A 26,764-nucleotide genomic window follows, 5' to 3' on the forward strand; every position below is an offset into this window, starting at 1 on the left:
ACCAGCAGGGTTCGCGGCAGAGCACGAGGACGATGTTGTCCTCGGCCGACTGTGTGTCGGGCAGGACACCACCGACCCGCGGGGGCTGCGTGTCATCACAGCCGTCAAGTAAGGCGGCGGCCAGCAACCACGCAGCGCACCGGAACGGTTCGTACGCGCTGTCAGGTGAGGCGGCGTAGACCGCGGAGCAGGAGCCAGCCGATCATCCAGAACTCGCCGACCGTGGCGGGCACAACGAGGAGTTCCGCAATCGGACCGGCGGACGGGGCGAGGTAGGTGACGAACACGCTCAGCAGGTAGCCGACTCCGCCGGCGACGAGGATCCAGCCCAGCGGTCGCGGTGTCCAGCCGGAGCGTAGAGCCGCGAGGCCCATGGGGATGAGCCAGAGTCCGAAGAAGACGTTGCCGACGCCCCATATGTTCTCGCTGATGAGGTACATGAGCTGGCTGGTGTCCTCGCCGACCGGGTCGAGTGCCGCGTCGAGCGCAGTGGCGAGGAACGCGGCGCTGCCGAGTATGGCCACGGCGTTGACGGTGCCGAAGACGGCGGTTGCCCCGGCGGCGAACGGGTCGACCGGCCGGAAGAGCCGGTAGAACCACAGCGCGGCCAGCACCTGGGTCACCACAATCGCCAGCTCCAGGGCGATGCCGGTCCGGGCGAGGGTCTCGTGTTCGAGGAGCTGGGTGAGTGTGCCCGCAGGGTCGTCCTGGTCGAAGAGCTGTGGGCGGATGACCAGGAAGCCAAGCATGCCGCTGATGCCGAGACCGAGGTAGAGCAGGCCGGTGACGCGAGCCGTGGCAGGGTCGGGCTGTGCTGCCGTACTCGTATCCGGGGTGGCGGTAAGAGCCATCGTATCTCCAGGTGAGAGAAGCCTTACCGTGTAAGGACACCATACGTTGTAAGGTGACGGCAAGAGGCTTGAGTGAGGAGTACGACGGCGTGACCCCGAGACCGGCGCGGAAGTCCCTGAGCCGCGAGCGTGTGCTGGCGGCGGCTATGCGGCTGGCGGACAGCGAGGGCCTGAGCGCGGTGACCATGCGCCGCCTCGCGTCCTCACTCGGAGTGGAGGCGATGTCGCTCTACCATCACCTGCCCGGCAAGGAAGGGCTGCTCGACGGGCTGGTGGAGGCAGTGGTCGCGGAGGTCCGGGCCGAGACCGTACGGGCCGGGCAGGAGGGAGGCGGCTGGCGCTCGGAGCTGCGGAGCCGGTGCCTGACCGCGCGCGAGGTGATGCTCCGTCACCCGTGGGCTCCGGGGCTCATAGGCTCGCGACGGGTCATCCCGGTCAGTCTGTACGGCTACTTCGAGGAGGTTCTGGCGACCCTGATCTGTGGCGGGTTCTCCTACCACCTCGGCCACCGGGCGCTGCACGCCCTCGGCAGCATGGTGCTCGGGTTCGCTCAGGAGCTGTTCAGCCCTGCCACGGCTGACGGCGACGTCGACACCGACGCCGCCGAGGAGGACCTCGCCGTGATGGCCGACGCATTTCCGCACCTCACGGCCATGGTGTCGGCCGAGTTGCACGATGCCGACGACCCGACGCTCGGCTGGTGTGACAGTCAGGCGGAGTTCGAGTTCACGCTCGACCTGCTCCTGGACGGCCTCGACCGCGCCCGTCGCTGACAGGGCCTGTGGCCGTGGACGGCCGCCAAGGCCCAGCCCTGTTTGTGGAGTACGCTGCAACCGGGAGCGCAGGCGCCTATGCAACCCGGTTGGCCCGCCCGTGTGCAGGTCACCGGGCCCGCGCCGCAGCCCGCACCAGCGGACTTGCTGGGCAGCCTGTTCCGCCTTCCGGGGCCATTGCCGACCATTGAGCACTGTGCTCGGGAGGCTCGTGCTGGTCGCGGGCGGATGACTTCGGTGTAGATCACCGGTCAGCGGGCAACTTCACGGTTCGTCAGTACCAACAAAGCCCTGACCAGCGTGGTCGCCCACTTCGGGTCGGTGCGGACCTTGCCCAGGACCCTCCAGTTCTTCAGGTGGGCGAAGCCGTGCTCGACCGGGGCACGGACCGCGGCCAGCGCCTTGTTGGACAGCTTCTGACCTCGGGTCAGAGGCCGGTTCCGGGCGGCCTTGTAGCCGGTGATCACCGCCGGGTCGGCGTCCGGACCGCTGTCGTCGAGGCCGACGAACCCCAGGTCGGCGATCGCACCGAGGCCGGCAGCCCGCAGGTGGGCGGTGAGCTTGCCGTGACGGCAGGCGGTGATCTCCGAGGTGCGTCCGGGACGTGCGGCGGAGACCCAGATCAGCCGGCCCTTGTCATCGGTGAGCGCGATCACGAGCAGGCCGTGGCATTTGTGCTTGCCGGAATAGTTCTTCCGGTTCGCCATGCCGGTACGGCGCCGGGTGCGTATCAGGGAGCCGTCCAGCAGTACGACTCCGCCACCCTTTCGGGCGATCTTCTTCAGCGCGCGGTCCAGGCGCGGGGCACGGGTGGCCAGCAGGCCGACGACTTCCCGCACCCACCGGGTGACGGTGGTGCGGTGGATGCCGTTGCCACCGGCCAGGTCGCCGGGCCGCTGGTCACAACGCAGGACCGCCAGCACGATGCCGGCGATCTTCCCGGCGGGCAGCGCCCGCCACCGCGAGCCGATCTTCTTCAGATGACCGCGTATCAGGTCGGCGAGCCAGTTCAAGGTCGCGCTCGACAACGGCAGGCGGGCGGTGTAAACAAGGCCGTCAGGACTCTCGGCGAGACTGTTGTTTTTCTTCACACCAAACTCAACTGCCGCCGAAGGCCCGCCAGTTACGGCCAGCCCCGCGCGGCTACGAACGTGCGGTGAACCGCCCGTCGGGACGCTTGTGCAGCCAGCCGCGGTCGGCGAGCTTGGTCATCTTCGCCCGCAACGGCTCCAGCTTGCCGCGCACCGAGGCGTCCAGGCCCAGCCGCTCGCCGACCGCCCTGACCTGCACCGGGCCGTCGGCCTCCCGCACGATCGCCAGGATCTTTCGGTAGTCGCCGGGCAGCGCGCCCTCATCGGCCGCGTCGCTGCGGTGCGGGATGAGCAGGACTGCCCGCCCGGCTACCTTCGCCGATACCGGAGCGACAGCCTCGGCGTCGGCCTGAGCCTGCTCGGCCAGGCGGTTCAACACCCGCTCCGCGATCGCCAGTTCGTCCCGCTCGACCTAGACCTCCTGAAGCTGCTTGGTCAACTCCTCGGCGAGAGCGTACGGTTCGTTCCGGCGAGCGGTGATCCACTGCCGCTCCTGCATCCCGGGCCCTCCCGCGATCTCATGGCGTGCCGACCTGCCGACGGATCGTAGGCGGGGGCAGGTCGTGGGCGCAGCCGAACCCGGCATCCCGCCGGAACCAGACTCGCCCGATGATCTACACCAAGGTCATCTGCCGCCGACCGGCGCGAGTACCCCAGTCGTCATTCACACCAGGCCCACGACCTGCGACTTCACGATGCACACCACTCAATGGGGCGGCGAGGCCAAGATGCAGCTCGCCTCCGACGCCATGTTCACCTGGCTCGCGCTCACGCCGGACAAGTTCTGGGTGAACCTCAACCCGGACGAGCCCGACCGCGTCATGGACTCCAAGTTCGCCTCCACCGACGCCGGGCGCATCCTGCTCGAAGCCGACCTCCAGATGAAGCACGACTTCTACAAGGCCATGGACCCCGAGACCGACCTCGGCAGGCGGTACTGGGCGGCCCTGCCCAAGCAGAACGGCAACCCGTGCATGCCGGGCCTGCGCAACTGGATCGAGCCCAAGCCCGCGCAGGTGCGCGAGCAGGACGGCGGCATCTACATCCTCGACGCCCCCTCGCCCTGAAGTCGACCGCGCAGGAGACCGTCACCGAGGGGCCGGGCGAGCCGATCTGCGACCCGAACGACGCCGAGATCGCCGCCGCCCAGGCGGTCATCGACTCGATGATCGTCCCCGAGGTCGAGAAGCAGATCAACACGGCCCCGCAGTACGCCGACCTGCGCCGCGTCTACACCTCACGGGTCGCCGCCGAGTACATCCGGCAGCAGGACGCGAAGAACCCGACCGACTTCCGGTCGATCATCAACAGCGACGACGTCAAGGCGTGGCCGCTGCGCGAGCCCCACCAGAACTGGGACAAGGACGAGCTGTTCCGCAAATACCGGAAGATCTACACCGAGGGCGAGTTCACATACGACGTGGACACCGCGCAGGGCGTCCGGGTCTACATCGTCGGCGGCGTGGACTTCTCCAAGCAGCCCAAGCGGAACATCACCCGCACGCAGTTCAACGTCGAGAACCGGGACCTCGACAACACCACCGTCAACTCCCGGAAGTCCGACGACACGTCCTACCGGGACACCGACACGCTCTACTTCGGCGGCGGCAAGGTGACCGACTCCGGTGGCGGCGGTGACACCCCCGAGCCGCCGACGCCCACGCCGACGCCGACGCCGACGCCGTCGGACGGTACGGGCAAGCCCGACCCGACGCCGAGCGACAGCCCCACGGACGGAGCGGACAAGCCGACCCCGGGCACGCCCGGCGACGAGCCGAAGCCCCCGGGCGGCGACCTCGCCGACACCGGCTCGGACACCCCGGTGGGCCTCTTCGCGGCGCTCGCGGCAGCGCTGGCCGCCGTGGGCGGTGGGCTGGTGTGGTGGATGCGCCGGCGCGGGATCAGCCCCGGGAGGCGTACGGGATGAAGTCGGCCCAGGCCCCGGGAGAGAGGGTGAGCTGAGGGCCGGCCACGTTCTTGGAATCACGGACGTGGACGGCGGAGGGGGCGGCGGCGACTTCTACACAGTCGCCGTCCCCGCTGCTGCTGTAGCTGGACTTGAACCAACCCAGGTCGTCGGCGCTCATAGATCCCCTCGCATCCGCTGCAACAGGCCCACAGAGTCCGGGATGGTGAAAGCCTGTGAACGCATCCTGGCATATCGGCTCTGGAGGACGCTGATCTCTTTCGCGTCGGAAACGAGCAGGCCGCCACGCTGTCCCTCGCAGTAGGCGAACCAGCGGTTTTCCGGGGTTTCGAGCAGTTGGATGGGCCCCGCCAGCCCGGCGTGCGACTCCTGCACCAGGGGCATGATCTGGATTTCGACGTTGCGCAACTGGACGATCTCCAGCAGGTGGTCGAGGAGTTCACGCGTGACCCCCGTGCCGCCTGTGTGCCGTAGGAACAGCTGCTCCTCCAGGATGAAGCTGTACGCCGTATTGGGCCGTTCCCGAAGCAGGCGTTGGCGTTCCGCCCGAGCGGCCCAGTGCTCCTCGATCTGAGCGTCGTCCAACAGTGGCAGCCGATCGCTGAACAGCGCCCTCGCGTACGCCTCTGTCTGCAACAGCCCCGGAATCAACCGGCACTCATACGTGTAGAGGGTGATCGCCGTGGCCTCCAGCCCGGCCCACTTCCTGAACCAAGCCGCCAACCCCGGCTGACGCCCCAGATGCCGAGCCGCGCGGATCAGCGCACCCGTGTTCCCCAGCGCCCGATCGACCCCCTCCACGAACGCCGCGTCCGGCATCCTCCTCCCCAGCTCCACCGACGCCACCATGTGCTTGGAGTAGCCGATGACCTCGGCCAACTCCTCCCGGCTCAGCCCCGCGTGCTCCCGCAACGCCTGGACCATCGCCCCGAAGGTCCGCAGACTGTCGGACGACTCCGGCTCGCCGCCCCCGGCAACTCCGCCGATCCCCACCACGCCGCCGCTGTCGGCCACCATCGGCCACCTCCCGCGCACCCGCCCACCGGACCACACCGTTCAACGCTCATGATTACGGCACGTAACCAGTACCGTCCAGTGCGTAACCGCGTACGCTCGCGCAGCGTACGCGGCGCGGAGCTGGCGAACGGGCGTCGTCGCAGGTCACATTGGCGACATGACCGCACCGCCCGCCGCGCGACTCCCGCTGACGGCACCGACGTTCACGCAACGCTTCAGCTCGACCCCGCTGGGCGCGCGCCTCGCGAGACATCTGGCCCTGAACCAGCTGCACGCCTGGGGCATCCGCTACGGCTCTGAGGCGTCGGAGCGGGCGGCGGCGGTCGTGGCCGAGCTGGCGGCGAACGCGGTGACGCACGGCCGCGTCCCCGGCCGAGACTTCGAACTCCGCTTGTCCCTGCCCACCGGCTCCCTCCGCATCGAGGTCACCGACACCCGGGCGGAACGCCCGCCGCCTGGCCCCGGCGCCGTACCGCCGCCGCAGCCCCTCGCCGAATCGGGCCGCGGCCTGATCCTCGTCGACGCCCTCGCCGACCGCTGGGAGGTCCAGGACCGTGTGCCGCCCGGCAAGACGGTGCTGGTGGAGATCGACCTGCCGCGCTGGCTGGCGCTGGTCAAGCGCCTTCCGGAGCGCCGACCGCCGAAGCGACGCGGTACCGGTGGAGCTGCCGGGACGTGTACACCATGACGGGCACGACGACGGCGGACACGAGCCACCACGGGAGGCCGAGCCACACGGACGGCAGCCCCACACGCAAGCACGGAACAGGGGGCTACGACGTCACCGTCAGCAAGTCCCGCTGGTCCTCCGGCAGTTCGACCTTGTCCGCGTACAGCAGCGCGTGCCCGGGGTCGAAGACCAGGGCCACCTCGCCCGCCAGGCCGCCGTTCGCGCTGAGCACCTGGACGACCTGGTCGCCGAGGCGGACGTCGTACTCGTAGCGGGATCCGACGTAGGAGCTGGTGATGACCTGGGTGTCGAGGCGGTTCATGCCCGCCGGGGTCTCCGCCGAGGCCACGACCTCCAGGCGCTCGGGGCGGACCGCGACCGTGACCGAGTCGCCCGTCGGGACGCGCCGGTCGCTGTCGACCCGTACGACCTCCCCGCTGGCGTCGAGGAGCACGGTGTGCCGGGTGCCGTCCACGCTCACCACCTTGCCGGTGAGGAAGTTGCAGCGGCCGACGAACGCGGCCACGGCGGGCGCGGCGGGCTTCTCGTAGATCTCGTGCGGCGTGCCGATCTGGATCATGTTGCCGCCCTCCATCACGGCGATCCGGTCGCTGAGGGCGAGCGCCTCGTCCTGGTCGTGGGTGACGTAGACGGTGGTGATGCCCAGCTCCTCCTGGAGCCGCTTCAGCCAGGCACGGGCCTGCTCGCGCAGCTTGGCGTCCAGGTTGGAGAGGGGCTCGTCGAGGAGCAGAACGGTCGGGGAGTACACCAACGCCCGTGCCAGGGCGACGCGTTGCTGCTGGCCGCCGGAGAGCTGGTGGGGGTAGCGGCCGCTGAGCGCGGCGAGGCCCACCTTGTCCAGGGCGTCGTGGATCAGCGTCCTCTGCTTCTCCTTCGGGACCTTGCGGATGTTGAGCGGCAGCGCCAGGTTCTTCGCGATGGTCATGTGCGGCCACAGCGCGTACGACTGGAAGACCATGCCGAGGTTGCGCTCCTCGGGCGGAAGGAAGACCCCGGCGGCGGCGTCCACGAACGGCCGGCCGCCGACCGCGATCGAGCCCTCCGTCGGCTGCTCCAGGCCCGCTATGCAGTTCAGCGTCGTCGACTTGCCGCAGCCGCTCGCGCCGAGCAGCGTGAAGAACTCGCCGTCCTTGATGGTGAAGGTGACGTCCCGCAGGACGGAGTTGTCGCCGAACGTCTTGGCGAGGTTCTTGACGGTCACCTCAGGCATGGTGCTTTCCCTTCATGAGCAGTCCAGCGAGTGCGACGAAGACCGCGGTGATGCCGATCTGGAGGGTGGCCAGCGCGGCGACGGATCCGGCCCTGCCCTGCGTCCAGAGACTGAGCATGGTGGTGCCGAGAATGTTGTTGTCGGCCGAGGAGAGGAAGACGGCCGGGGAGTACTCCTTGAGCATGATCACGAAGGTGAGGATCAGCGCGCCCGCGAACGCCGGTGTGATCAGGGCCCGCAGGACGCGGAAGAACGTCATCAGCCAGTCGGCGCCGGAGACGCGGGCCGCGTTGTCCAGCTCACCGCCGATCTGCATGATCGCCGGGGCGACCGAGCCGAACGCGCTGGGCAGCGCCCGCATGCCGAAGGCGATGATGACGGCGTAGATCGTGCCCTGGAGGACCGATCCCATCCCGAAGGGCGCCAGCGCGAAGGCCCAGAAGAAGCCGATACCGATGATGATGCCGGGCAGGGACTGCGGGATCAGGGCCAGGTACTCCACCGCGCGGCCGAAGCGGAACGTCGACCGCCGGGCCACCATCACCGCGAACACGGCCAGGGCGGAGACGACGACCGAGCCGACACCGGCCACGATCATGCTGTTGTAGAGCGACTGCACGTAGTTGTCGGAGTCGAAGACGATCTCGTAGTTCTTCGTCGTCACCGTCCGGAACGGGGACTGGAGCGGGGTGAAGACGAGCGTGAAGGACCGCATCACCAGGCCGGCGATCGGGACCAGCGCGCCCACGATCACGTAGAACCAGATGCACGCGATGCTGACCCACTTCAGCCAGCCCAGGTCCAGCTTGCGCGGCCGGGTGACCTTGCCGCGCACGGACACGAACCGGGCCGCGTCCTTCAGCAGCTTCGCCTGCACGGCGACCAGGCTCAGGGTGACCACGAGGATCACGGTCGAGGCGGCGCCCAGCATGGTGTAGTCGGGGTCCACGGACTGAAGTCCGTTGTGGTACAGGAAGGTTGAGAAGACGTCGATGCTGACCGGCTGGCCGTAGAGCAGCGGCACGCTCAGTGTCTCGATGGAGACGGAGAAGACGAGGATCGCCGAGTACACGATCGGCGGCCGCAGCAGCGGCACGATCACCTGGGCGAGGATCCGGAAGGGGCCCGCCCCGCAGACCTGGGCCGCCGATTCGAGGGAGGCGTCGGACTGCCTGAGCGCGTTGGCGCAGAAGACGTACGCGATCGGGGCGAGCGCCACGGCCTCGGTGAGCGCCATGCCGGGGATGGAGTACAGGTTCCACGGCACGGAGCCGAAGAGCTGCTGCACCTTGACGCTGACGAACCCGGCCGGGCCGTACATGATGATCCAGCCGAAGCCGAGGATCAGCGACGAGATGAAGAACGGCCACTGCATGGCGAGGGCGATCAGCCGCCCGCCCGGCAGCTTCGTGCGGACCACCACGATCGCCATCGGGATGGCGATCGCCAGGCTGAGGATGGTGGTCAGCGACGCGAACAGCAGGGTGTTCAGGGCGACTTCACCGAAGCCGGCCTTGGTGAAGAGGTCGGTGTAGCCGCTGAGGGTGAACGCCCCGCCCGCCTCGTAGAGCGGGCGGTTGCGGATGCTCTGGTAGAGGGTCGGGACGATCGGGGCCAGCACCAGCACGGCGAGGAACGCCAGGACCGCGTACTGGACGGCCGTGTCCCGTCCGATGCCGAAGGGGCGGCGGTAGCGCGGTGGCGGGAACGTCTCCGCGGGTGTCTCGTCCGCCGGGGTGCGGGGTGGCTGGGTGAGGGTTGACATCTGAGCTGACTCCGATCAGTCCTTGAAAGCTGCCTGCCTACGGAGTCCGGCTACTTACGGAGTCCGTCGAAGCGCTCCAGCCAGGCCGCGGCGTCGTCCTTGGAGACCGGCTCGTACTTGACGTGGATGATGTTCTCCTCGCCGACGGCGTCCACGACCTCCTGGTAGGTGTGCAGGCCCTCGCCCTTCACACCGTCGCGGTACGAGGCCAGACCGCCCTCGGCGACCGCGCGCTGACCCTCCTCGGAGAGGGCGAAGTCCATGAAGAGCTTCGAGGTGGCCGGGTGCGGCGCCTCGGCGGAGATGCCCATGCCGCGCGGCAGGACGACCGTGCCGTCCTTCGGGAAGACGATCTTCACCAGGCCCGCGCTGTCCTCGACGACCGGGTAGGCGGGGGAGGCGCTGATCAGGAAGCCGGCCGTGTACTCACCGGCGACGATCTTCTCCAGCTGGGTGCCGGAGGAGGTCTCCGGGCGGGTCAGCGGAAGAATCTTCTCCAGGTCGTTCCATGCCTCCGGGTTGCCCTCGGTGAGCGCCCGCGTGACGGTGAAGCCGAACGAGCCCTCCGGGTCGCGGACCGTCACCTTGTTCTTGTACTCGGCCTCGTCCCCCGTCACGATCTTCGCGAGGTCCGTCAGGGTGGTCGGCGGGGTCTCCATCAGCGACGTGTTGTACGCGATGGTCATCGGGTCCTGCGAGAGCGAGTACACGCTCGGCAGCAGCTCGGCGCTCTCGCCCAGCTCCTCCAGCTCGGGCGACTTGTACTCCAGGACCGTGTCCTTGCGGGCCGAGAAGTCCGACCACGCGGTCGCCGCGCTGGAGATCAGCACGTCCGCCGGGGAGGAACCGGCCGCGTTCTCCGACAGGGTCTTCTGGAACAGCTCGTCGCTGTCCAGCTCGTTGACGGAGACGGTCTTGATGAAGTCGTACTTCTTCTTGAAGTCCCGGACGATCGGCGCCATGTTCTCGTCGCCGAGGTTGGAGTAGACGGTGAGCTTGCCGCCCTCCTTCTCCGCGGCCGCGATCAGGTCGGCGTAGTCCGCCGGGTAGTAGTCCGGCACCTTGCCCGCGGAGATCTTGTTCTCCGCCACCTTCGGCGCGTCGGTCTCACCACCGCCGCAGGCGGCCAGGGTGCCGAGGGCGAGCGTCGCGGCGCACGCGGTGACGACGATGCGTCGGGTGCTGGTCTGGCTGGATCTGGCCATGGTTCTCCTCCTGGCGCGTGCCGTGTGGCAGCTGTTGCCGGGAGGTTAGGGAACCAGGTCAGGCCGGTAAATCCTTCACCCGTCAGAGCTCTTACTGCTCGTATTGGTCGTTGAGTTAGTGACGCGAGTCACCCTCGCTGAGCAGGGGTGGCTGGCCGAGAACGATCACCCTTGAGATGTGCCGTGAGCTGCTGGAGCCGCTCCCAGGCCCCGGGGTCCGTCCCGTCCCCGAGGGGGTAGTGCAGCGCCGGACGGGTCGTCGGGCCGAGGTGCTTCGGGCGCACCTCGACCGGTGGCCGGCGCGCACGGTCGAGGCCGATGGTGTGGACATCGTCCGGGCCGAGGGTGAAGGCGTGCGGGATCGGCGGGCCCTCCAGCCGGGGCGCGGTCGTCAGGTCGGCGCGGGCCGCGCGCACCGACGTCAGCATGGTCCGCAGCCCGTGCTCCCGGACCAGGGTGTCGGCCAGCGCCTCGATCCGGTCCAGCGGCGGGTCCTCGTCGGCGGCGTATCCGATCGTGAGGACCGTGTCCTCCTCCACGCCCTTCGTCGTCCGTGTCACCCGGACCGTCGCCATCGCCGGCCGGTCCGGGGTGCCGACCACGAGCAGTTGCGAGGGCTCGGGTGCCCGCTCCCGGGCCAGACCGGTCAGCTGCCGTGGCGACCAGGGGAGGTTGACCGGTTCGGCCGTGCCCCAGCCCGCCGGTGCCGTGCCCGCCAACGCCTTCCAGGCCGCCTCCAGGGCGCCGCCCAGCAGGAGGTGCTCGTCGGCCCGGTGCACGGTGCGGAGGGCGACGATCAGCTGCCGGCCGGGAGCGTCCTGGTCCGCCGGGGCGTCGTGGGGGCCGTTCGCCGTCCCGTCGGCCGGGCTGCCGTGGGAGTCGTTCGCCGTCCCGTCGGCCGCGTGTCCCGTCGGGCCTCCCGTCCGGTCGTCCGCCGTCCCGTCCGCCGGGCCGCCGTGGGGGCCGTCCGCCGCGCCCCGCGCGCCGCGCGTGAACGCCGCCGCCACCGCCGCCGTCCCGTCCTCCGCGAACGCGGGTGAGAACGCGCCGTCCCGCCAGCGCAGCACCGCCCCCGACAGCCCGTCGTAGTATCCGCACTCCGGGTCCTGGACCACCCAGCGGTTGGGGACGCGCGCCAGCGTCGTACGGGCGGCGGGGGTCAGCCGTACGCCGCCCGGCGTGACGATCTGCAGGGACCTCCGGGACACCACCGCCGTCCGCATGATCTCGGCGAGCCAGCTGGTCAGCGCCACCACCGGCCGGTCGATGAGGACGACGGCCGCGTTCTCCGTCACCACGTCCACGGCGGGCTGCCCCGACCCCGCCGACGGCACGGCGGACACGTCGACCACCTTCGTGCTCGCCGCCCGGGGCGGCCAGGTCGAGCCGCCCAGCAGGGCGTTGAGCCGCCCGCACACCACTCCCGCGAGCCGCTCCGCCTCCGGGACGGCCGTGGAGGCCCGCGCCTCCGTCCACCAGTACGGGGGCGCCGCGCTCTGCCCGAGCAGCCGCTCCGCCTCACCGGGGACCTGGACCAGCACCGGCGACTCCACGGACACCAGCGGGCGGCCACCGGGCCCGTGCAACTGGACGACCGCGCCCTCGGCCGCCGCCGACAGGTCCAGGTCGGAGCCGCCGGCGTACAGGCTCGCCATGAGGGCCCAGACGTCGGGCATCTTCGGGGTGAGGGCGATGACGTCCCTGGTCACGGGCGGTGGCCCTCCTCGCTGTCGGATGCGCTGTCGAGCGCGGTCTGGATGAGCTGGTGCGGCCGGCCCCGGCGGATCAGCGTGCCCCGCCCGGCCGGCTGCGCCGAGGCGTACAGGCCGGGGAAGAGCTGGCCCTCGCTCCGCTCGCCGGTCATCAGCAGCGCGGCCGTACCGGTCTCGCGCAGGGTCTGCAGCAGCGGCTCGTACATCGCCCGGGAGGCGCCCGCCACCCGGCGCGTGATCACGAAGTGCAGCCCGATGTCCTGCGCCGACGACACATACGGCAGGAACGGGGCCAGCGGCTGCTGCCCGGCGGTGGTCAGGATGTCGTAGTCGTCGACCAGGATCACGATCCGCGGGCCCTGGAACGCGGGTTCGTCGGTCAGCGCGTCCGGGTCGGCGCTCTCCGGCATCCGCTTCTCCAGCTCGCTCGCGATCCCGTTCGACAGCCCCGCCGCGAGCTTCGCGTTGTGCGCGTACCCGCCCCGGTACGGCTCCGGGATCACGCCCCGCAGTCCGCGCCTCGGGTCGAACACCCCGAAGACCAGCTCCTCGTCCGAGTACCGCTCGACGAGTCGCGCCGCGACCAGCTTCAGCAGGTTCGTCTTGCCGCACTCGTTGTCGCCGAGGATCAGCAGGTGCTGGTCCGAGCCGAACAGGTCGAGCAGCGCGGGCGCGAGCGCGTCCTGGTCCACCCCGATCGGCACCCGGTGTGGCTCGGCGACCACCGACGGCAGCCGGTTCGAGGGCAGCCTGGTCGGCAACACCCGTACGGGGGCGGCGAGTTCACCGTGCCAGGTCGAGCGGATCGTGCGGGCCGCGTCCTCCAGCGCCGGGGCGAGATCACCCGTCGACGGCCGCCCGTCGAGGCGGGGGAGGGCCGCCTGCGCGAACAGCTTGCCGTCGGTCAGCACGCGCCCGGGGGTGTCCGGCGACAGCGTCTCGGAGAGCTTGCGGTCCACACTCGAATCGCTCGGGTCGTTGAGCCGCAGCTCCACCCGTGTCCCGAACATCGACTGCGTCGCGATCCGCACGTCGTTCCAGCGCAGCATGCCGCCGACGACATGGATGCCGTACCCGCCGCCGCGCTTGAGCAGCTCCACGACCGTGTCGTCCAGCTCCGCGAACTCGTCGCGCAGCGCGCCGAACCCGTCGATGAGCAGGACGATGTCCGTCGAACCCAGCTCCCGCAGCCGGCCCTGCCGGCGCAGCTGCCGCAGCTGGTCGACGGAGTCGATGCCGTGCTCGCGGAACAGTTCCTCCCGCTCGATCAGCATCGTCCGCACCTCGGCGACCGTCCGCGCGGCCCGCTCCCGGTCCGCCCGCCCCGCGATCCCGCCGACGTGCGGCAGCCCGGAGAGGGCCGAGAGCCCGCCGCCGACCAGGTCGAGGCCGTAGATGCCGACCTCGGCGGGGGTGTGCGTCGAGGCCAGCGACAGCGCGAGCGTCCGCAGCAGGGTCGTCTTGCCGGACTGCGGGCCGCCGATCACCGCCGCGTGCCCGCCCGCGACCGTCAGATCGAGCACCCAGTGCCCCTGCCACTGCTTCGCCGGGTCGTCCAGCACACCGAGCGGCACCCGCATCGGGCCGGTGGTGGTGGCCAGCCGCAGCCCCCGCTCGTCCACCCGTACGGGGCCCGCCGCCGCGTCCAGCGTGATCGCGTCCGGCAGCGGCGGCAGCCAGATCCGCCGCACCGGGCGGGCGGCGGCGGCCAGTTGGTCCACCATCACCGACATCACGGTCGGCCCGGTCTCCCGCTTCGTCGCCTTCGGCTCGTCGGCGACCTCGCCGGCGGGGGGCGCGCTCTCCAGCGTGTTGTACGTCGGATAGGGCCAGGCGAGCGGCGTGTCCTCCTCCTGCGCCACCAGCGCCGGACCCCGGTAGGCGCCCGACACGTACCCCGCCTTGAACCGCTCGTACGTCGAGGTGTCCACCTTCAGATAGCCGAAGCCCGGCAGCGGCGGCAGATGGAAGGCGTCGGTGGTGTCGAGAACGGTCCGCGACTCGTCGGCGGAGAAGGTGCGCAGCCCCAGCCGGTACGAGAGATAGGTGTCGAGCCCCTTCAGCTTGCCGCCCTCGATGCGCTGGCTGGACAGCAGCAGGTGCACGCCGATGGACCGGCCGATGCGCCCGATGGAGAGGAACAGGTCGATGAAGTCCGGCTTGGCGGTGAGGAGTTCACCGAACTCGTCGATCACGACGAAGAGGTGGGGCAGCGGTTCGAGGTCGGGCCGCCGGGTGGCGCGCAGGGCGGCGTAGTGCCCGACGTCGGCCACGTTCCCCGCGTCCTTGAGCACCTGCTGCCGCCGCTTGACCTCGCCCGCGAGGCTGGAGTGCACGCGCTCGACGAGCCCCGCCTGGTTCTCCAGGTTGGTGATCACACCGGCCACGTGCGGGAGTTCGGTGAACGGGGCGAAGGTCGCGCCGCCCTTGTAGTCGACCAGGACCAGGGCCAGGTCCTCGGGGGAGTGGGTGGCGGCCAGCGCCAGTACGAGGGTGCGCAGCAGCTCGCTCTTGCCGGAACCGGTCGCGCCGACGCACAGGCCGTGCGGGCCCATGCCCAGCTCCGAGGACTCCTTGAGGTCCAGCAGCACCGGCTCATGACGGTCCGTCACCCCGATGGGCACCCGCAGGAACTCCCGCTCGCCGCGCGGCGCCCACAGGTCGTGCAGGTTCAGCAGGGCCGGGTCGTCGATGCCGAGCAGGCCCGGGAAGTCGACGGGCCCGGTGACCGGGGTGCCCTCGGCGGCCGACTCGGCGGACAGCCGCAGCGGCGCGAGCAGCCGGGCGATCCCCTCGGCACCGGCGGCGGTGACCTGGTCGGAGGTACCGTGCGCGGCCGGGACGGTGGCGGGGGCCGCGATGGCCAAGGGGTCGGGATCACGCAGGTCCTCGACCACGACGCGGTCGCCCCGCACGGTGATCCGCACCGACACCTGGTCGGGCTCGTGGACCTGCTCCTGAAGCAGGTGCAGCACGGTCACGCCCATGTCCGCGAGCCCCACCGCCGTGTCCGGGCGCGGCAGTTCGACGGCCGTCTCCCCGTACTCGTCGCTCACGACGAGCATCCGGGACGCCAGCCCGAGTGCCTTGCGGTCGGCGAGCCCCCGGCGCACCTCCGCCGCGTACGACGCGCGCCGGCCCAGCTCGTGCCGGAAGTGCCGGGCCAGCTGCGGCAGGCTCGGCGCGATCCGGCGGGCCGCCACCGGGCCGTCGTGCTCCTGTCCGTCCAGCACATGGGGCAGCCACTTGGCCCACTCCCAGTCCGCCAGCCGCTCCCCCGGCACACCGAGGGCCACCGCCACGTCGTCGGGCGCGTGCGCGACGGCGACCTGGACGAGGAGCGCGCGGGCCACCCGCAGCACGCCCTCCCGGTCGCCGACCACGCTGACGTTGCCCGCGCGGTCCAACGGCACGGTGATCGGGCAGCCGCCCGCCACGGAGTAGCGAGCCAGCAGTGCCCGCGCCTCGTTCAGCATGAACGGGTCCGGCGGGGTCATCACCCCACCCTGGTTCTGCCCGATGGCCACACCCGCCACGGGTACGTCACCGGTGCCGACACGCACCCGCAGGAAGTCCACGTCCTGCCGCCGCCTCTCCCAGAGCCGGGCGGGGTCGCGCACCAGGTCGTACAGCGCCTCCGGAGGCGGATTCAGCACCCGCGCGAGCGCCCGCCGCTCCCGTTCCTCGGCGCCGAACTCCTCGCGCAGCTCCTCCAGATACTCCAGGTACCGCTCGCGCTGGGTGCGCCGGGTGCGCTGGGCCTTGCCGCGCTGGGAGAGGAACAGGGCGACCGCGCCGAGCAGCGCGATGACCAGCACCATCGCGCCGATGGCCGCGAACTGGCTGTTGCGGATCACGGTCATCATCACGACGGAGCCCATCACCCCCGCCATCGGCAGCAGCGCCGTGGCGGCCGTCCCCGCCTTGCCCTCCGGGAGGTTCGGCGGTGGCTCGATGGTGCGGGCACCGGCGGCACCGAGCGGCCGGGTGCTGCGAGCGGGCCGGTGAATCAACTCCTGGGTCACGGACGGACCCCTTCCGCACACGACTGGTCGTTCATCGCATCCTCACCGCGCGGGTCATCGCCTCCGCCGCCAGGGTGATCGCCGCCGCACGGGTCTCCTGGCCCAGCAGCGCCGTGCGGATGGGGCCGCCCTGGGCGAGGTGACGGTCGTAGGGGACGGTGACGACATGGACGCCGGACTCCTTGAGGTGGGCGACGGCCGTGGCGCGGTCCAGCGTGACGTCGGGTGAGTTGGCGGTCAGCGCGACGACGGTCGAGGAGAGCGCGGAGTGCGGCAACTGGCCCAGCCAGTCCAGGACCTGGCGGGTGCCGTTGACACCCTCGGCGGTCATCGGCGCGACGACCACGCGCGCATGGGCGGTGTCCATCGCCGTACGGGCCACCTCGCCCGGCAGGGTCTCGCAGTCCACCACGGTCACCGCGAAGTAGCGCCGCAGCGCGAGGGTCACCGTGCGGTACGTACGGATGTCCAGCGGGGCCCCGACCCGGCCCTGGCTGGCGGGCAGCAGCCAGCCGCCGTCCGACACGGGCACGAGGTAACCGGTGACATCGGTGAGCTGCATGGCCGGGTTGAGGATCCGCGCGAGGTCGGCCGCCGCCCAGCGCACCGAGTCGGCGCCCATCCGCACCGGCAGCGTGCCCAGCGCGGCGTCGGCCTCCAGCGTCAGCACCGGGTCGTGCCGGTAGTGGTTGAACGTCCGGCCCAGCAGCGCGGCCATCGTCGACTTCCCGACGCCGCCCCGGATGGACGTCACCGCGATGACCCGTCCGGTGGTCACCGGTTGCTGCAACTCCCGCGCGATCCGCGTCTCCTCGGCGACGTCCTGCGCGGCCGACCCGGCCAGCTTCCGAAGGGACCGCCCCGTCCGCCGAGCCACGGACTCCCCGTGCTGAGGCCGCCCGAGCGCATGCGCCAGCCGAGGATCGATGGTGGGCACGGAATCGGGGGCGTGCAGGGGGTCTGCGGGGTGTGGGGGTCCGGGGGCGGGGAGCCGGGGAGGGCTGGGGCAGGGGAGCCCCGGGTGCGGTGTGCTCTCCGGGCGCGGGGAGGCCCCGGGGACCGGGTAGGGTTCGGCGGGGCGCCGGACCCCGGCGGGTTCGGCTGCGAAGCGAGGCTGACTGCCGGGTTCTCCGGCCTCGGTGGGGCCGGCTGTGCTGTGGGGCTGACTGCCGGGTTGTCCGGGCCCGGCCGGTACACCGGGATGGCCCGGACCGGCCACTCCACCGGGCAGCCCTGGTCCAGCCGCGTCACCGGCCCACCCACCGGGCGCGCCTGCCGACGGCGGGGCAGTCGCCAGGGGGAGCCCGGTCCGAGGATCCACCGTGAGGGCGTGCGGCACCGCCGGCCCTGCGCCGGGCGGTTGCTCGCCGGACGTGAGCTCCACCGGCGGTCGCCCGAAGGGCGCTGCCTGCACCGGCGGCTGCGCTCCGGGCACGGCCTGCACCGGCGGTTGCGCGGCCGGCATGCCCTGGGCGGGCGCCTCGGGCCCCTCAGGCCTGCCCACAGGCATGCCACCCTCCGGCGTGCCCGGCGTGCCCGCTGCGCTCGGCCGTTCCGGAGGCTCCGGAGGTCCCGCCGGCTCCGACGGCACCGAGCGCACCAACCTCAGCGTCGGCTCGGCCCGGCGGGTCGGTGGGTGTGGTGGCTCGGGGGTTGCCTGGTCGCCCCCGCCGACCGCTTCCTCTCGGCCCAGCTCGCGCAGCACATCCCGCTGCCAGTCCCCTGCCTGCGCCATGTGCGGCCCCCCAGCTCCTAAGCGAACGTGTCGAGCAGTCGTCCGTACACGCCGAACACCCCGATGAGCAGCGGGAACAGGGCGATGACGCCGATCGATTCGAGGGTGTCGCCGAAGCGCCGGAGCCGTACGCGGACGTGCTCGGCGGGCTGCACGGCGAGCACCAGCAGCGGCAGGGCGGCGAGCAGGACGAGGACGGCGAGCGGACCGGCCGCCCCGCCGGAGTGGTCCAGCCACGCCGACACCAGCCGCACGGCGAGCACGGCCGCCGCACCGAGCAGCACCACGACCTCGACGACCAGCGGGAACGCCCGCGCGCGCAACGCGAGGACGACCATGGTGACGACGGCCAGCAGCACGGTCCACTTGGTGGGCGCCCGCAGCGCGAACACCCCGGCGGCGGTCGCCGACACGGCCATCGTGACCGTCGCCAGCGCCAGCCCCCGGTGCGTGGCGGTGAGGGCCGCCGACACCTGGAAGCGGCTCACGGACGCACCCCCGGAGCGCCGGTCGTCGAGCCCGGAGAGCCCCGACGCCATCAGCGCCATTCTGGGCAGCAGCCCGAGCACGACCACGGAGACCACGGCCAGCACGGCCCCCACCTCGGCCTGCTCCGGCACCGACGACGACACCGTCCCCGACACCGCGACGGCGACCCCAGCCAGCACACCGAGACCCCGGCCAGCGCCCCCGCCCCGACCAGCCCGCCCGCCCGAGCGGCGTGAACAGCCCGAGCAGCGCGAGCGTGCCGACCCCGGTGGCGGCCATGGCCGCGACCTGCGGCATCCCGGTCCACCGCTCCGCCTCCGCCCACGTCGACGCGCCCAGCAGCCCCAGCGCACCGGCCGTCACGATCAGCGTCGTGGCGAGCCCTCGCTTCCCCGCCCGCCCCAGCAGCGCGCCCGCGAGCGCCGCCACCAGCGCGACAGCGAGGAGCGTGCCGGCGACGACCCCGGGCTCGTACGCGTCCCGTGCGAACAGTCCGGCGGCGACGGCCCAGCCGACCGTGGCGAGCCCGGCGGTGATCCGGCGTGTGGCCGGCCCCCAGCGCAGGCCCCGGGCGTCGAGATCCTCGGCGGCCTCGTCCGTGACGTCGTGCACGACGGGCGCCGACGGCGCGTCCTCGGCCCGGACGAGCCGCAGTACCGCGCCGTCCGGTATCCCGGCCGTCTCCAGGGTGCTGTCGTGCGCCAGCGCCGATCCGTCCGCCGTGACGAGATGCCGCAACTCGGGCCGCTCGCCCACCCGGTCGTCGAGCAGCCGCATGATCTCCGGCAGCAGCAGCCCGACCGGTTCCCGTGACGGCAGCACGAGGTCCACCCGCCGCCGCTCACCGACCAGCGTGACCCGGCTGAGCGCCGTCCGCGCACCACCCGTGACCTGCCCCAACGTCCCCGTAGCCATCACGCGATCGAACCTATCACCGGGCGGAATCGCCGGTCGGGGCTGTGGAAAACCCTGTGGAAAACGTGGAGGACGGGGTGACCGACGGCTGCACCGAACCCCCGTACGGGCTCTTGCCGATGATGCGGTTCGACACGAACGACCACCCCACACATCCCGCGCACAACACCGCCGCGATGACGATCCCGGCGAAGACCTTCCCGACCCGTTCGTCCACCGAGCGCCGCTGCCGCTGCGCCCCGAACAGCAGGGCGTCCCGCAGCCGTCGACGCCGCACCGACACCGACTCCAGCAACTGGCTGTCGTAATCCTGCGCTGCCATGGCTACGGAACCCCGTTCACTTCGTCTCTCGGAGCCGGCCCGTCAGCCGATCTGGTCGACCGCCGCGCGGGCCTTGGCCAGCGTCGACTGGGCCGTGCCGTCGTTCTGTTCGAGCGTGGTGCGCACCAGGCGGATGATCTCCCGGACCTCGCCCGCCGCCTTCTTCCAGCGCTCTTCCTTGCCGTGGTAGTCGTCCGAGACACCGTCCGCCTGGAACTCGGTCATCGCGGCCTTGACGGCGGCGTCACGGTCGCCGAGCACCCGCTCCAGCTGCCCCACGATCGTGCCGAGCGCGGTCTGCACTTCGCCGGAGGCCCCGGTGTCGTACGAACGGCGGTCCTGGTTCTGAGCCATGAGTACTTCCCCCTCGTTCCTGCTCGTCGCTGCTTATCGGGCGCCGAAACGGGCCGCGTCGAAGTTGGCCAGGCCCATGTTCTGGTTGGCGTTGTCCTGGGACTCCACGTCACCGGTGCCGAACGCGTTGTCCATGCCCGACTGGCCGCCCAGGATCGCGGCGAGCGAGCCGTTCAGGTCGGCGGTGATCTCGTCCGCGCGGTTCTTGAACGAGTCGAACGCCACCTTGCCCGCGCCGTTGAACTTGCCCTCCAGCGGCTCCGCCGCGCTGATCAGCAACTGGATCAGCGTCCCGAGGTCGTCGCTCGAACCGAGCGTGCTCTTCCCGAGCTCCGCCAGGGTCGTCGCCCCCATGTCGAACTTCACGTCGTGTCCACCCCCGTGTGTCTGGGTCACCTACGTCTCGAACATGCTCTCCCACAACGAGTTGCACCCGCAACGCGCTTCCCGTTCCGGTGACACCATCGGAACACAATTCGAACACCCTTGTGGCGGCGCACCGCTGCCGAGAAAGATCTCTGAACCGCCGTACAACCCTCCCCCCACCTCGCGGGTCGTACTTGGCATCAGGACTTCTCGGAGGGGGATCTGGGGATCGCGGGGTGCTGATACGGAGGGGAAAAGCCGAGGGGCCCGGTCCACTGGACCGGGCCCCTCGAAACATTCCTGCGTGCTCGCCGACAGGGCCGCTAGACCTTGCCGACAGGGTCGCTAGAAGAACACCCCGCACCGCAGCAGCACATTCGCGTACGGCCGCGCCTCCCCGGTCCGTACGACCAGCCGCGCGCCCGCCGACAGCTCCTTCAACTCCTCGTGGGGGACCAGCTCCAGCTCGGGGAAGCGGTCCTCCAGCAGCGCCGTCGCCTCCAGATTCGCCTCACGCACCTCGTACGCGGCCGTCGCCCCCTCGACCACGATCTCGTCGAGCAGCCCGTCCAGCACCTCCGCGAAGGACGGCACCCCGGCGCGGAACGCCAGGTCGACCACGCGCGGCCCCTCGGGCACCGGCATCCCCGCGTCGCACACCAGCACCCCGTGCCCGTGCCCCAACTCGGCGACGGCGCCCGCCAGATGACGGTTGAGTATCCCGGCCCGCTTCACAGCGCCGCGACCTCCTCGGCGGTCGGGAACGAGACCTGCGCCCCGGCTTTCGTGACGGCGGCGGCCCCCACCCGGGCCGCGTACGCGGCGGCCTCGGCAGATTCCGCGCCCGCCCCCAGCCGCCACGCCAGCGCCGCCGTGAACGCGTCCCCGGCACCCGTGGTGTCCACGGCGTCCACCTTCACAGCCGCCACCCGCGCACTCCCCTCGGTGGTCGCGACCAGAGCCCCCTCCGCGCCCAGCGTCACGACCACCGAACGCGGCCCGAGCGCCAGCAGCGCCCGCGCCCAGTCCTCCGGCGACGGTGACCCCGCGAGCTCGCCCCCGACGATGACCCGGGCCTCGTGCTCGTTGACGATCAGCGGATCACAGGCGGCCAGCACCTCCGCGGGCAACTCCCGCGGCGGCGACGGGTTCAGGACGAAACGGGTCCCCTCCGGAAGCCGCCGGACGACCTCCACGACCGTCTCCAACGGGATCTCCAACTGCGCGGAGACGACCCGGGACGCGCGCAGCAGGCCCTCCGCCGCGCGCACGTCCCCGGGGGTCAGCTTCCCGTTGGCGCCGGGCGACACCACGATGCTGTTGTCGCCCGACGGATCCACCGTGATCAGCGCGACCCCGGTGGGCGCCCCGCCGACCAGCACCCCGGCCGTGTCGACCCCGGCCGCCCGCTGCGAGTCCAGCAGCAGGCGTCCGTTGCCGTCGTCGCCGACCCGCGCCAGCAGCGCCGTACGCGCCCCGAGCCGGGCCGCCGCCACCGCCTGGTTGGCGCCCTTGCCGCCGGGGTGGACGGCCAGGTCGGAGCCGAGCACGGTCTCCCCGGCCCCCGGCCGCCGCTCGACACCGATCACCAGGTCGGCGTTGGCCGATCCCACGACCAGCAGGTCGTAGTCGTACATGCGTGCTCCTTCGTGCGTCCTCGTGGTCAACCGCTGAACCGACCGCCGCCGTCAGCCGCCGAACGCGGCCCCGGCCGTCGGCCGCCGAACCGGCCCTCGCCGTCAACCGCTGAACCAGCCCTTCGCCGTCAGCCGCTGAACTCGGCCACGTTCTCCGACGTGACCACCTTCACCGGCACCATCACCGACTTCTCGACCTTCTCGCCCTTGGCGGCCTCGACGGCGTTGCGCACCGCGATCCTGCCGAGTTCCGCGGGCTGCTGCGCCACCGACGCGTACAGCGTGCCCGCCTCGACGGCCTTCAGCCCGTCGGCGGTGCCGTCGAAACCGATGACCTGGACCGACTTCCCGGCCTTGGCACCGAGCGCCTTGATCGCGCCGAGCGCCATCTCGTCGTTCTCCGCGAAGACACCGTCGACGTCGGGGTTGGCCTGGAGCAGGTTCGTCATCACGTCGAGGCCCTTGGTGCGGTCCCAGTCGGCGGGCTGCTTGGCGAGGACCTTGATGCCCGGGTAGGCCTTCAGCCCCTCGGCGAAGCCGGCGCCGCGCTCCCGGCTGGCGGAGGTGCCCGCCTGACCCTGGAGGATGACGATCTCGCCCTTGCCGCCCAGCTTCTCGGCGAGCGACTTGGCAGCCAGCTTCCCGCCGCCGACGTTGTCGGAGGCCACGAGCGCGGCCGTGTTCGCGCCGTTCACAGCGCGGTCGACGGCCACCAGCGGGATGTCCGCCTTGTTGACGGCCTTGGCCGCCGGGGTCACCGCGTCGGAGTCCACCGGGTTCACGATGATCGTGCCGAGGCCCTCACTGGTGAAGTTCTGCAGCTGGTTGGCCTGCTGCGAGGCGTCGTTCTGCGCGTCCGTGACCGACAGGTCCACACCCAGCTTCTTCGCCTCGTCCTGGGCGCCCGCCCGGATCTGCACGAAGAAGGGGTTGTTGAGCGTCGACAGCGACAGCCCGATCTTCTCGCTCTTCGCCGCCGAGGACCCGGTGTGCAGGAACGAGGTCGCTCCCACGACCGCCGCCGCGACCACCGCGGCCAGCACGTACGTCACCGCCTGCTTCTTCCGGTCCCCGGAGCCGCCCGCACCGGCCGCCACCGGGGTCGCCCCCGCCTTCCGCCGCACCGTGTCCAGCAGCACCGCCAGCGCGATCACCACACCGATGACGACCTGCTGCCAGAAGGCGGACACGGACAGCAGGTTGAGGCCGTTCCTGAGCACCGCCAGGATCAGCGCGCCGATCAGCGTCCCCGACGCCTTGCCCGTACCGCCGGCCAGCGAGGCACCGCCGATGACGACCGCCGCGATCGCGTCCAGCTCGTAGCCCTGCGCGGCCTGCGGCTGCGCGGAGGAGAGCCGGGAGGCGAGCACGATGCCCGCGGCGGCGGCGAACAGGCCGGACAGCGCGTAGATGACGAGCTTCTGCCGCTTCACCCGCAGCCCGGAGAGGCGGGCGGCCTCCTCGTTGCCACCGATCGCGTACATGGCACGCCCGATGTACGTACGCCCGAGGATCACGGCCGTGACGACCCCGAGGACCAGCATCACCAGGACCGGCACCGGGAGCCAGCCGCCCAGGTTGTCACCGAGGTGCGACACCGACTCCGGGAACGCGATCGGGCTGCCCTGTGAGATCACCAGCGACAGACCGCGCCCCACCGACAGCATGGCGAGCGTCGCGATGAACGGCGGCAGCTTCCCGTACGAGATGAGGAAGCCGTTGACGAGACCGCACGCGATGCCGGTGACGATCGCGAGGGTCACGGCTATCGGGACCGGCACGCCCTCCGAGGTCGCGCTCCAGGCCAGGACGGTGGCCGACAGCGCCGCCACCGAACCGACCGACAGGTCGATGCCCGCCGAGACGATCACGAAGGTCACACCGAACGCGAGGATCGCGGTGACGGCGGCCTGGACACCGATGTTGAGCAGGTTGTCGGCCGTCAGGAAGTCGCCGGACAGCACCGACATCCCGACGACGAGGACGATCAGCGCGGTCAGCGCGCCGTTGTCGAGCAGGAGCCGGCGCAGCCCCGATGCTCCCGAGGCGCCACTCGCGCCCGTCGTGCTCTTGAGCGTGTCAGCGGCCATCGGGGGCCTCCGTTTCCGTCGCAGGGGTGGTGGGGTGGGAGACGGCGAGTGCCATCACCGCGTCCTGGGTGGCCTCGGCGGCGGGCAGTTCACCCGCGATCCGCCCCTGGGCCATGACCAGCACCCGATCGCTCATACCGAGCACCTCGGGCAGGTCACTGGAGATCATCAGCACGGCGGCACCGGCGGCCGTCAGCTCGTTGATCAGTTCGTAGATCTCGACCTTCGCGCCGACGTCGATCCCACGCGTCGGCTCGTCGAGGATCAGCACCTTGGTGTTAGCCAGCAGCCACTTGCCGATGACGACCTTCTGCTGGTTGCCGCCCGAGAGGGTGCGGACGTGCTGGTGCAGCCCGGCCATCCGCACCCCGAGCCGCTCGGCGACCCCGGCCGCGTTCGCCCGCTGCCCCTTGAGGTCGACGAACCCGCCCCGGGTCGCGCCCCGCAGCGTCACCAGGCCGAGGTTCTCCTCCACGGACGCGTCCAGCACCAGCCCCTGGCCCTTGCGGTCCTCGGGCACGAGCCCGATCCCGGCGGCCATGGCGGCGACCACGTCGTCCTTGGGCACCGCGGAGCCACCGACCCGCACGGCCCCGTCGTCGTACGGATCGGCGCCGAACACGGCCCGCACGACCTCCGTACGCCCGGCCCCGACGAGCCCCGCGATGCCGACGACCTCACCGGCCCGCACCTCGAAGCTGACGTCGTGGAAGACGCCGTCCCGCGTGAGTCCCTCGACGACGAGCAACGCCTCGCCGGAGTCCGCCCGCTCCCTCGGGTACTGCTGCTCGATCGACCGCCCGACCATGAGGCGTACGAGCTCGTCCTGCGGGGTGGTGGCGGACACCTGCCCGACGCTCTTCCCGTCCCGGATGACGGTCACGCGATCCCCCAGGGCGGCGATCTCCTCCAGGTGATGGGTGATGAAGACGATCCCGACCCCGTCCTCGCGGAGCCGTCGCACGATGGCGAAGAGCCTCTCGACCTCCTCGGTCGTCAGCACGGCGGTCGGCTCGTCCATGATCAGCACACGTGCGTCGAGGCTCAACGCCTTGGCGATCTCGACCATCTGCAGCCGGGCGATCCCGAGTTCACGCACGCGCGCGCGTGGCGAGACGTTGACCCCCACCCGCTCCAGCAGCTCGGCGGCGTCGGCCTCCATCCGCTTCCGGTCGATCATCCCGAAGCGGCGCGGCTGCCGTCCCAGGAAGATGTTCTCGGCGACGGTCAGATCGGGCACCAGGTTGAACTCCTGGTAGATGGTGGCGATCCCGAGCCGCTCGGAGTCCTGCGCACCATGGATGCGCACCTCCTCGCCGGCTGCCAGGATCCGCCCCGCGTCGGGCGTGTGGGCGCCGGAGAGCATCTTGATGAGCGTGCTCTTGCCCGCGCCGTTCTCACCGAGCAGAACGTGCACCTCGCCCCGGCGCAGATCGAAGTCGACGCCGTCCAGCGCGACGACACCGGGGAAGGTCTTGCGGATGCCTTCGATGCGCAGCAACTCGTCCGGGTCGCTCACGACGTGCTCCTGTTCTGTGCGTGTTCCTCGCCGCACGAGAGGCGTACGACGAGATGGGCGGGGAGGGTGACGGACTGCGGGAGCCGCCCCTCGATACGGTCGACCAGCGCGCGCACGGCGGCCCGCCCCAGCTCGCCCGTCGGCTGGGCCACCGCCGTGATCGGCGGATCGGTGTGCACGAACCACGGGATGTCGTCGAAGGCGGCCAGCCCGACGTCCTCCGGAACCCGCATCCCGCGCGCGCGGACGGCGTCCAGCGCACCGAGCGCCATCAGGTTGTCGGCGGCGAAGACGACCTGCGGCGGCTCGGCCAGATCGAGGAACCCCTCCATCACCCGCCGCCCGCTCTCGGCCTGGAAGTCGCCCTGCCCTATGTAGGCGTCCGGCAGTGGCAGCCCGTGCTCGGCGAGCGCCTCCCGGAAGACCTCGACCCGCTCCCGGCCGGTCGTGGTCGCGGCCGGCCCGGCGATGATCGCGAGCCGCCGGTGCCCGAGCCCGTACAGATGAGCGACGAGATCCCGTACGGCCGCGCGCCCGTCCGCCCGCACCACCGGCACGTCCACGCCCGGGATCCACCGGTCCACGAACACCATCGGCGTCCCGGCCCGCACGGCGTCCAGCATCAACGGCGAACCACCGTCGGTCGGCGACACGAGCAGCCCGTCGATCCGCCGGTCGAGCAGATTCCGCACATGGTGATCCTGAAGCTCGGGCCGCTCGTCGGCGTTCCCGATGATCACGCTGTACCCGAGCGCCCGCGCCTCTTCCTCGACGGACCGCGCCAGCTCGGTGAAGTACGGATTCATCACGTCACTGATGACCAGCCCGAGGGTGTGGGTCTGATCCGTACGCAACGACCGCGCGACGGCGTTCGGCCGGTACCCCAGCGTCTCGACGGCGGCCAGCACCCGCGCCCGCGCCTCCGCACTGACCGACGGATGGTCGTTGAGCACCCGGGACACGGTGGCGACGGACACCCCCGCCTCGGCCGCGACATCCTTGATGCTCGCCATCGCCGGCCCACCTCCTCGTGGAATCGATTACATCGATGTGTACGGGAGGATTGGAAT

23 protein-coding genes and 1 pseudogene are annotated in these 26,764 nt (G+C 71.3%); 4 read left to right on the forward strand and 20 right to left on the reverse strand.

Going from position 1 to position 26,764, the window contains the following annotated elements; translation table 11 throughout:
• Positions 1 to 161: 161 nt before the first annotated feature.
• Complete coding sequence (locus E4N62_RS01670; RefSeq protein ID WP_230211609.1) at positions 162 to 851, reverse strand: DUF4386 domain-containing protein; 690 nt, start codon at positions 849 to 851, stop codon at positions 162 to 164.
• An 89-nt stretch (positions 852 to 940) separates the two neighbouring features.
• Between E4N62_RS01670 and E4N62_RS01675 the strand changes: the two genes are divergently transcribed.
• Positions 941 to 1,624 carry a TetR/AcrR family transcriptional regulator gene (locus tag E4N62_RS01675; protein ID WP_230211610.1) on the forward strand — a complete coding sequence of 228 codons (684 nt, stop codon included), beginning with the start codon at positions 941 to 943 and terminating at the stop codon, positions 1,622 to 1,624.
• 251 nt (positions 1,625 to 1,875) lie between these two features.
• Here E4N62_RS01675 and E4N62_RS01680 read toward each other — a convergent pair whose 3' ends face one another.
• Positions 1,876 to 2,715 carry a transposase family protein gene (locus E4N62_RS01680; protein WP_230211611.1) on the reverse strand — a complete coding sequence of 280 codons (840 nt, stop codon included), beginning with the start codon at positions 2,713 to 2,715 and terminating at the stop codon, positions 1,876 to 1,878.
• Positions 2,716 to 2,767: 52 nt separating this feature from the next.
• Positions 2,768 to 3,094, reverse strand: coding sequence for a hypothetical protein (locus tag E4N62_RS01685; RefSeq protein WP_230211612.1), 327 nt, complete (start codon positions 3,092 to 3,094; stop codon positions 2,768 to 2,770).
• A 316-nt stretch (positions 3,095 to 3,410) separates the two neighbouring features.
• Between E4N62_RS01685 and E4N62_RS01690 the strand changes: the two genes are divergently transcribed.
• Together E4N62_RS01690 and E4N62_RS01695 are read left to right on the forward strand one after the other, a co-directional pair.
• Entirely contained in the window at positions 3,411 to 3,782 is a 372-nt protein-coding gene (locus E4N62_RS01690) for a hypothetical protein (protein ID WP_230211613.1), read from the forward strand.
• Complete coding sequence (locus tag E4N62_RS01695) at positions 3,686 to 4,642, forward strand: hypothetical protein (protein WP_230211614.1); 957 nt, start codon at positions 3,686 to 3,688, stop codon at positions 4,640 to 4,642. Before E4N62_RS01690 ends, E4N62_RS01695 begins: the two co-directional genes overlap by 97 nt.
• Here E4N62_RS01695 and E4N62_RS01700 read toward each other — a convergent pair.
• A complete protein-coding gene (locus tag E4N62_RS01700; protein WP_230211615.1) occupies positions 4,617 to 4,802 on the reverse strand; it encodes a DUF397 domain-containing protein in 186 nt (61 codons plus the stop codon). The two genes, E4N62_RS01695 and E4N62_RS01700, sit on opposite strands and share 26 nt — an antisense overlap.
• Positions 4,799 to 5,659, reverse strand: coding sequence for a helix-turn-helix transcriptional regulator (locus E4N62_RS01705; protein WP_230211616.1), 861 nt, complete (start codon positions 5,657 to 5,659; stop codon positions 4,799 to 4,801). The genes E4N62_RS01700 and E4N62_RS01705 overlap by 4 nt, the downstream gene beginning before the upstream one ends.
• A gap of 157 nt (positions 5,660 to 5,816) precedes the next feature.
• Between E4N62_RS01705 and E4N62_RS01710 the strand changes: the two genes are divergently transcribed.
• Positions 5,817 to 6,347, forward strand: coding sequence for an ATP-binding protein (locus E4N62_RS01710; protein WP_230211617.1), 531 nt, complete (start codon positions 5,817 to 5,819; stop codon positions 6,345 to 6,347).
• An 85-nt stretch (positions 6,348 to 6,432) separates the two neighbouring features.
• Here E4N62_RS01710 and E4N62_RS01715 read toward each other — a convergent pair whose 3' ends face one another.
• The 15 genes and pseudogenes from E4N62_RS01715 to E4N62_RS01785 form a co-directional block, all read right to left on the reverse strand.
• Entirely contained in the window at positions 6,433 to 7,560 is a 1,128-nt protein-coding gene (locus E4N62_RS01715) for an ABC transporter ATP-binding protein (protein WP_230211618.1), read from the reverse strand.
• Entirely contained in the window at positions 7,553 to 9,325 is a 1,773-nt protein-coding gene (locus E4N62_RS01720; RefSeq protein ID WP_230211619.1) for an iron ABC transporter permease, read from the reverse strand. Before E4N62_RS01720 ends, E4N62_RS01715 begins: the two co-directional genes overlap by 8 nt.
• Positions 9,326 to 9,375: 50 nt before the next feature.
• The gene (locus E4N62_RS01725; protein WP_230211620.1) at positions 9,376 to 10,530 is read right to left on the reverse strand and encodes an ABC transporter substrate-binding protein; all 1,155 of its coding nucleotides are present in this window, start codon (positions 10,528 to 10,530) and stop codon (positions 9,376 to 9,378) included.
• A 128-nt stretch (positions 10,531 to 10,658) separates the two neighbouring features.
• Complete coding sequence (locus tag E4N62_RS01730) at positions 10,659 to 12,239, reverse strand: DUF6177 family protein (RefSeq protein WP_230211621.1); 1,581 nt, start codon at positions 12,237 to 12,239, stop codon at positions 10,659 to 10,661.
• Positions 12,236 to 16,267, reverse strand: coding sequence for a type VII secretion protein EccCa (gene eccCa / locus E4N62_RS01735; RefSeq protein WP_230211622.1), 4,032 nt, complete (start codon positions 16,265 to 16,267; stop codon positions 12,236 to 12,238). The genes E4N62_RS01730 and eccCa overlap by 4 nt, the downstream gene beginning before the upstream one ends.
• 31 nt (positions 16,268 to 16,298) lie before the next feature.
• Positions 16,299 to 17,144 carry a type VII secretion protein gene (locus tag E4N62_RS01740; RefSeq protein WP_230211623.1) on the reverse strand — a complete coding sequence of 282 codons (846 nt, stop codon included), beginning with the start codon at positions 17,142 to 17,144 and terminating at the stop codon, positions 16,299 to 16,301.
• 875 nt (positions 17,145 to 18,019) lie between these two features.
• A pseudogene (gene eccD, locus E4N62_RS01745) lies at positions 18,020 to 19,406 on the reverse strand (type VII secretion integral membrane protein EccD).
• A gap of 16 nt (positions 19,407 to 19,422) precedes the next feature.
• Complete coding sequence (locus E4N62_RS01750) at positions 19,423 to 19,728, reverse strand: hypothetical protein (protein WP_230211624.1); 306 nt, start codon at positions 19,726 to 19,728, stop codon at positions 19,423 to 19,425.
• A 42-nt stretch (positions 19,729 to 19,770) separates the two neighbouring features.
• Positions 19,771 to 20,082: a pore-forming ESAT-6 family protein gene (locus E4N62_RS01755; protein ID WP_005486398.1), complete on the reverse strand. Its 312-nt coding sequence runs from the start codon at positions 20,080 to 20,082 to the stop codon at positions 19,771 to 19,773.
• Positions 20,083 to 20,115: 33 nt separating this feature from the next.
• Positions 20,116 to 20,448, reverse strand: a complete 333-nt coding sequence (locus E4N62_RS01760; protein ID WP_184893891.1) for a hypothetical protein — start codon at positions 20,446 to 20,448, stop codon at positions 20,116 to 20,118.
• Positions 20,449 to 20,793: 345 nt separating this feature from the next.
• Entirely contained in the window at positions 20,794 to 21,183 is a 390-nt protein-coding gene (gene rbsD / locus E4N62_RS01765; RefSeq protein ID WP_230211625.1) for a D-ribose pyranase, read from the reverse strand.
• Positions 21,180 to 22,085 carry a ribokinase gene (locus E4N62_RS01770; protein WP_230211626.1) on the reverse strand — a complete coding sequence of 302 codons (906 nt, stop codon included), beginning with the start codon at positions 22,083 to 22,085 and terminating at the stop codon, positions 21,180 to 21,182. Before E4N62_RS01770 ends, rbsD begins: the two co-directional genes overlap by 4 nt.
• 128 nt (positions 22,086 to 22,213) lie before the next feature.
• Positions 22,214 to 24,175, reverse strand: a complete 1,962-nt coding sequence (locus E4N62_RS01775) for a substrate-binding domain-containing protein (RefSeq protein WP_230211627.1) — start codon at positions 24,173 to 24,175, stop codon at positions 22,214 to 22,216.
• Complete coding sequence (locus E4N62_RS01780) at positions 24,165 to 25,694, reverse strand: sugar ABC transporter ATP-binding protein (protein ID WP_230211628.1); 1,530 nt, start codon at positions 25,692 to 25,694, stop codon at positions 24,165 to 24,167. The genes E4N62_RS01775 and E4N62_RS01780 overlap by 11 nt, the downstream gene beginning before the upstream one ends.
• On the reverse strand, positions 25,691 to 26,707 hold the full coding sequence (locus E4N62_RS01785) for a LacI family DNA-binding transcriptional regulator (RefSeq protein ID WP_230211629.1): 1,017 nt from the start codon (positions 26,705 to 26,707) through the stop codon (positions 25,691 to 25,693). The genes E4N62_RS01780 and E4N62_RS01785 overlap by 4 nt, the downstream gene beginning before the upstream one ends.
• Positions 26,708 to 26,764: the final 57 nt, after the last annotated feature.

The organism is Streptomyces sp. MNU76 (genome assembly GCF_020982545.1).
In the GTDB taxonomy this organism is placed as follows: domain Bacteria; phylum Actinomycetota; class Actinomycetes; order Streptomycetales; family Streptomycetaceae; genus Streptomyces.

Coding starts and splice junctions, on each gene's coding strand:
- E4N62_RS01670 (WP_230211609.1), bottom strand. CDS start 851: ATGGCTCTTACCGCCACCCCGGATACGAGTACGGCAGCACAGCCCGAC.
- E4N62_RS01690 (WP_230211613.1), top strand. CDS start 3,411: ATGCACACCACTCAATGGGGCGGCGAGGCCAAGATGCAGCTCGCCTCC.
- E4N62_RS01700 (WP_230211615.1), bottom strand. CDS start 4,802: ATGAGCGCCGACGACCTGGGTTGGTTCAAGTCCAGCTACAGCAGCAGC.
- E4N62_RS01705 (WP_230211616.1), bottom strand. CDS start 5,659: ATGGTGGCCGACAGCGGCGGCGTGGTGGGGATCGGCGGAGTTGCCGGG.
- E4N62_RS01710 (WP_230211617.1), top strand. CDS start 5,817: ATGACCGCACCGCCCGCCGCGCGACTCCCGCTGACGGCACCGACGTTC.
- E4N62_RS01715 (WP_230211618.1), bottom strand. CDS start 7,560: ATGCCTGAGGTGACCGTCAAGAACCTCGCCAAGACGTTCGGCGACAAC.
- E4N62_RS01720 (WP_230211619.1), bottom strand. CDS start 9,325: ATGTCAACCCTCACCCAGCCACCCCGCACCCCGGCGGACGAGACACCC.
- E4N62_RS01725 (WP_230211620.1), bottom strand. CDS start 10,530: ATGGCCAGATCCAGCCAGACCAGCACCCGACGCATCGTCGTCACCGCG.
- E4N62_RS01750 (WP_230211624.1), bottom strand. CDS start 19,728: ATGGCAGCGCAGGATTACGACAGCCAGTTGCTGGAGTCGGTGTCGGTG.
- E4N62_RS01755 (WP_005486398.1), bottom strand. CDS start 20,082: ATGGCTCAGAACCAGGACCGCCGTTCGTACGACACCGGGGCCTCCGGC.
- E4N62_RS01770 (WP_230211626.1), bottom strand. CDS start 22,085: ATGTACGACTACGACCTGCTGGTCGTGGGATCGGCCAACGCCGACCTG.
- E4N62_RS01775 (WP_230211627.1), bottom strand. CDS start 24,175: ATGGCCGCTGACACGCTCAAGAGCACGACGGGCGCGAGTGGCGCCTCG.
- E4N62_RS01785 (WP_230211629.1), bottom strand. CDS start 26,707: ATGGCGAGCATCAAGGATGTCGCGGCCGAGGCGGGGGTGTCCGTCGCC.